Below are 5,253 nucleotides of genomic sequence, written 5' to 3' on the forward strand. Positions count from 1 at the left end.
TTATTTAACCTCTGTAACATACAGCTATTGCTTTAACTAAAACGCTATATTCTGTTAAGTTTTAATAAGTTTTAAGTTACTAAAAATAGGGTTATTTTGTTTCTGTTGTTTCCGAATTGTTGCCAAAAGGTGGATTTTCTTCTAAGATTTCTGTAAAGTATACAGCTTTTAAAAAGAGCTTTGTTTGTTCGGGTAAATCTTTTGTGAATATATTGAAGTATTCATCTGGTTCTATCCCCTCTTTTTCTGCGAGGTATGGTATGGCTCTAACTAGGTCTTTTATTTGATTGAGTCCCATTTCGGATAAATGGAAGTTTGGTAAATTGGCTAACTTTTCAAATTGATCACTACCACGTCCAAAACTAATGTTGCTTTCTCCTAGTAAATAACTAGTTGTAGTGTTAAGTATTGAAGCTAATTTTAGAAGTGTTTCAAAGTTGGGTTCTCGATTTCCTTTTTCCCAATTTGTATAAGTTACTCTATTGACATGGACTAAATCAGCAATATCTTTTTGCGTAAGTCCTTTTTTTTGTCTAAGTTGTTTTAATCGTTCTGGAAAAATCATATATATCTCCTTTTTGTATCGAAACGATACTTTTTTCTTGACAATGTATCGAAATGATACTAAAATAGAAGTATCAAAATGATACTTTAATAAAGTATATCACATTTGATAGTAAGGTTTCAAGGGGGGAACTGTCTATGATTGTATAAAAAAGTCTTTGAAGAAAAAATCCTCAAAGACTCAATAAAATAAATCTATCTAAATTATATCATATATACAGAAAAGAGAAAAGGAGATGGCCTATAAAGATTATTACGAGTATAAAGACATCATGGAAGCCACTGGCAAGTCCTACAGCGCTGTTAAAAAATGGCGGATAAGTATTGAACGCTTATCAGGTTACGAGTTTAAGAAAGTCAAAATAAAGGTCACACGTAAGCACGTAAAAGACCATTATCAATTTACTGAAGAAGAATTTGAAAAGTTTATCAAACTTTCTAAGCGAATTGATGAAACAAAAAACATGACTGAAGCTGTAACTGCTATATGGGGCGATCTAAAAAGTGCTGAAGAAAGAGCATTAAAACAAGACGTGGCTGAATTGAAAAATTTTCAAAAAAAACAAAAAATAAATAATAAAGATGTAAATTTTAAACTGATTTCATTAGAAATGGATTTAAAAAGATTAAAAAAAATAGAAGAACGACTTGAAGCCTTAGAAGAAAAACAGGCAAAAGGGTTCTTTTCAAAATTGAAAAAATAGAAAAGGAAATATAAAAAAATGGCAAACAAAAAAATTAAACTTACATCACCGCTTTCACTTAAAGAAGTAGCTCTTGAAAGCTCTCAATTTGATATTCCCAAAAAAATTCAAGTAGATTTTTCTAAAGCTCGACCAAGTAAGAAGTTCAAAGACGGTAAACAAACCGACATTTTGAGCCATTACATTTTAGAGGGAATTGATGAGCGAACCGCTAAGGCTGTAAATGATGGCTTAATTGACCGAGAAGACGTCAAGACTATTAAGATTGAAGTCTACGGTAGTTTTGAAGACATTGAGGATTATACTGAGTTTGGTAAAGTTCTGACTGTTGAGTTGCTAGATGTGCAGGTCAAAGCGGACTGGGTTGAAGGTCGAAATGCAGGATATAAAGCCATCAAACTGGTAGCCTCTGGGCTAAAACTTGCTATGTAGGCTAAAATTTCTGTATATGATGGGAGCTGGCCGCCTTGCTCCTGTCGGTTTACAAGTGAGCTAACTAGTAGCTGATAGCAACCGCAAAAGGGGCTTTTGCCCTGCGCGGTTGCGGGTATCAGCGGGCACTAGTTGGCTGACTTGTAAACCGGCAGGGCAATGCAACCAAGCTACCTAAATATGCAGAAATTTTAGTCACAAGAGTTTTTTGAGGAAGTATATACTCATATACTCAAACCTATGCGCGGGCGCCATTCTAGGACTTGACGATAGAATGGTGCAAACCAAGGGTAATCCCTTGATTGGCAAGCTTTCCGTGGACAGTACCGAAGGTGTCAGCGTAGCGTTAGGGAAACAAAAATGCCAAAAAATTAAGGGTTTTTCTTGAGTTTATTCTTGAGTATATACTTGAGTTTATTCTCAAAAAAATGGAGTATATACTCAAGATGAAAGAATAAAAAAACGATTCCGAAGATAATTTATGCAAAATCATGTCATGAGTTGGAAAGGGGAAAGAATGGTAAAAAGAATACAAAATAGGCGTTTTTTATTTGAGCAACAAATGAAGCCAGATTTTTGGGATTGGGCTGTATCGGACAAGAAATTATTTGAAAACTGGGAAGAGAATAAGACAAAGATTTTTAGATTAATCTTTGACCGTATCCGTGAACTGGTCGAAGAAGAGGAGTTTGTGGAAGTCGCTTTTATCGTCCATGATAAAGATATTTCCTTTGGGACTAAATTGGTCGAACCTCATATTCATGGTTATATTGATTTTCCAAAACGTATGGATTTGTCAAAAGTTGCCCTGGCTCTTGGAGTGGAAAAAGAACGTGTAGAAACTCCAAAATCAAAAGGCGGTAGGGGTTATACACGTATCAACGCTTTAGCTTATCTTATCCATGCTAAGGATAAAGATAAATATCAGTATCCTGCTAGTGATGTGGAAACATTTGACACGCTTGATTATGAAACTTTCATCAATCAGAATAAAGAAGATTTTGAGAAGTATGCAGCCACGAAAAAGCGTGAGAAATCCGATGAAAGTTTAGATTTGGTATTGTCTAAAGTTCAGCTGGGAGAGTTGACCTATAATGATGTTATGGAAGACGACAATTTGGCTTTTCTCTTTGGAAATAATCAGCAGAAATTTAGGGAACGATTTAATTTTTATGGAGAACGTCAGGCTTTCTTACGTTTGAAAAGTTTGGAACTTGGGGAATATCAATTAACTGTACTTTATATACAAGGAGAATCAGAAGTTGGGAAGTCGACTTTATCTAGAGAAATAGCCTTACAAGTTCAAGGTAAATTAAATGAAATAGGCTTGCGAGGGGATATCTATTCAGCTTCTTCTGCTAACCCTTTTGATGATTATTTTGGAGAAGAAATCTTATTATTAGACGATTTAAGGGAAAATAACATGTCTCCAAGTGATTGGCTAAAATTATTTGACCCCCTTAATTCTGCTAGAATGTCGGCACGCTATCAAAATAAAAGGGTAGTTCCAAGGTTGATTATTATGCCAGTTTATAAGTCTCCCAAATTATTTTTTGGAGAAATTAAGGAAGAGGATTTAAACCAGTTTCTTAGGAGAATTAACTTTTTATTAGATGTAACCTATAAGCATGGGTCGGATGAAAATCGTTTATATAATATTTCTGAAGTTGTGAAACGTAGGGGAGTTGATTTTTATCAGAAAAAAGATGGTTCTATGGCTGTTTTGAATTTCAAATATGAAGATATATTTTGTTCAGATGATAAAGAGGATTTTATTCGTAAATTGCTTGAAGATTGTATCTATCCTAGAATATTACCTAAAAAAGCAAAGGACGTGACAAATGGCTAAAAAAATTGTGATGTTCTTTGATGAAAGGTTAGATTCTGACTTTAGAGTGATACGATTTAAAAAGAGTATACCGATAAGGCAGGAATTAGATAATATTTATATGTTCATGAATGATAGAAATTTATGGGCTAGATGTAAAAAAAAGATGCGTGAAAATCGATCACACATCAAAATAAAAAAACAAGATAATTATAACATGAAAAGGAGAAAAAAGCTATGTTCGTAACAAAAGAAGATTTAAAAAAATTGGGTTTTGGAAATTATCAAGCATATAGTTTGATTAAACAAGCTAAGGCTTTGATGGTACAAAAGGGCTTTGCTTACTATAATTCTAAGGGGTTGGGTCAAGTTCCTGTGGAAGCTGTTGAGGAGATTTTAGGTACAAAATTAAATTTTGAGGAAGTGGAAGAATATGCCTAAAATCCCTCATGTATATTATGACAAGGCTAGTAGCTCTTATTATGCGGTTGCTTCTCTAGGTTTTGATGAAGTGACTGGTAAAAGAATGCAGAAAAAGAAAAGAGGGTTTAAAACTCAAACAGAAGCTAAGAAGTGGTATGATGATTTTATAGCGAAACATTCGAAAAAAGCTATTGTGCATGGTGCAACTTTAACGGTTAAGTTATTCTTAGAAAAGTATTTTATCCCACATTACAAGAATAAGGTGACAGCTCGGACGTTTATGACCTTTTCTTCTAAGTTGAAAAGATTGAAGTATTTTTATCCTATGAAAATGGTTGATGTTAAACCTATTCATATAAAAAAATGGCATACAGATATCTTGGAAGAAGGCTTATCTAATAACTACTTAAAAGATTTACATCAAACAGTAAAAGAATTATTTGATATGGCGCTTACTTTGGGTGTTGTCAGTGAAAATCCTGCTCGGCAGGTTGGAAATATGAAGAGGACTAGAAAAAAGGTTGATTTTTGGACAAAAGAAGAATTTGAAAAATTTATCAAAACATTTGAAAAAAATGATGTTGTAGAACATTTGAAATATACCTGTTTTCTATTTCTCTTTATGACAGGATTGAGGATCAGCGAATTACAAGCCTTAACGTGGGAAGATGTTGATTTTGAAAATAAAGCTGTACAAGTCAATAAGTCTATGTTTTATCAAAATAAAAATAATTGGCAAATTAACCCCACAAAAACTTTTTCAAGTAATAGAAAAATCTATCTTGATGCTATGACGATTAAGGCGCTATCCTCATGGAAAAATCATCAGAAACAGCTAGGAAAAATAAGTTTTGTCTTTTCTTATAACTGTTTACCTGTGACTAAGACAATGCTTGCTAATAGCATGAAGAAACACGGAGAAATAGCTGGAGTCAAAAGTATTCGTATACATGATTTAAGGCACTCCCACGCAAGTCTATTGCTATCTTTGGGTATGAATGACCTAGAACTTAAAAATAGGTTAGGACATGCAGATATACAGACGACTTTAGGAGTATATTCCCATCTTCGCCCTTCAGCTATGAAAGAGGTAGCGGATAAACTAGAGGGGGTAATATCGCTTTAATTTCAATCACGGCTTTCGTATCACTAGCGAAGTCTGTTATACGAAAACGGAGATTATAAAAAGGTAGCAAGATTATATCTTACTACCTTTTTTGTTGCCAAAATGTTCCCACTTGGCTAGTATTAAGTGTTAAAACGTTGATTTAACGCTATTTTCACTAATTTAACTCTTATTTA

At 33.6% G+C, this 5,253-nt stretch carries 6 protein-coding genes; 5 read left to right on the plus strand and 1 reads right to left on the minus strand.

Annotated elements, in window-relative coordinates; all coding sequences use genetic code 11:
* Positions 1 to 91: 91 nt before the first annotated feature.
* Positions 92 to 565 carry a helix-turn-helix domain-containing protein gene (locus tag CBI42_RS10275; protein ID WP_094753928.1) on the minus strand — a complete coding sequence of 158 codons (474 nt, stop codon included), beginning with the start codon at positions 563 to 565 and terminating at the stop codon, positions 92 to 94.
* A 235-nt stretch (positions 566 to 800) separates the two neighbouring features.
* Between CBI42_RS10275 and CBI42_RS10280 the strand changes: the two genes are divergently transcribed.
* The 5 genes from CBI42_RS10280 (at position 801) to CBI42_RS10305 (ending at position 5,077) form a co-directional block, all read left to right on the plus strand.
* The gene (locus CBI42_RS10280; protein ID WP_094753929.1) at positions 801 to 1,268 is read left to right on the plus strand and encodes a hypothetical protein; all 468 of its coding nucleotides are present in this window, start codon (positions 801 to 803) and stop codon (positions 1,266 to 1,268) included.
* A gap of 18 nt (positions 1,269 to 1,286) precedes the next feature.
* Positions 1,287 to 1,700, plus strand: a complete 414-nt coding sequence (locus tag CBI42_RS10285) for a hypothetical protein (protein WP_094753930.1) — start codon at positions 1,287 to 1,289, stop codon at positions 1,698 to 1,700.
* A 481-nt stretch (positions 1,701 to 2,181) separates the two neighbouring features.
* Positions 2,182 to 3,549 carry a Rep family protein gene (locus CBI42_RS10290; protein WP_256963754.1) on the plus strand — a complete coding sequence of 456 codons (1,368 nt, stop codon included), beginning with the start codon at positions 2,182 to 2,184 and terminating at the stop codon, positions 3,547 to 3,549.
* Positions 3,550 to 3,765: 216 nt separating this feature from the next.
* A complete protein-coding gene (locus CBI42_RS10300; protein ID WP_000498227.1) occupies positions 3,766 to 3,969 on the plus strand; it encodes a DUF3173 family protein in 204 nt (67 codons plus the stop codon).
* Positions 3,962 to 5,077, plus strand: a complete 1,116-nt coding sequence (locus CBI42_RS10305) for a tyrosine-type recombinase/integrase (RefSeq protein WP_094753933.1) — start codon at positions 3,962 to 3,964, stop codon at positions 5,075 to 5,077. Before CBI42_RS10300 ends, CBI42_RS10305 begins: the two co-directional genes overlap by 8 nt.
* Positions 5,078 to 5,253 lie beyond the last annotated feature (176 nt).

It is taken from the genome of Streptococcus sp. KR, from assembly GCF_002238115.1.
In the GTDB taxonomy this organism is placed as follows: Bacteria; Bacillota; Bacilli; order Lactobacillales; family Streptococcaceae; genus Streptococcus.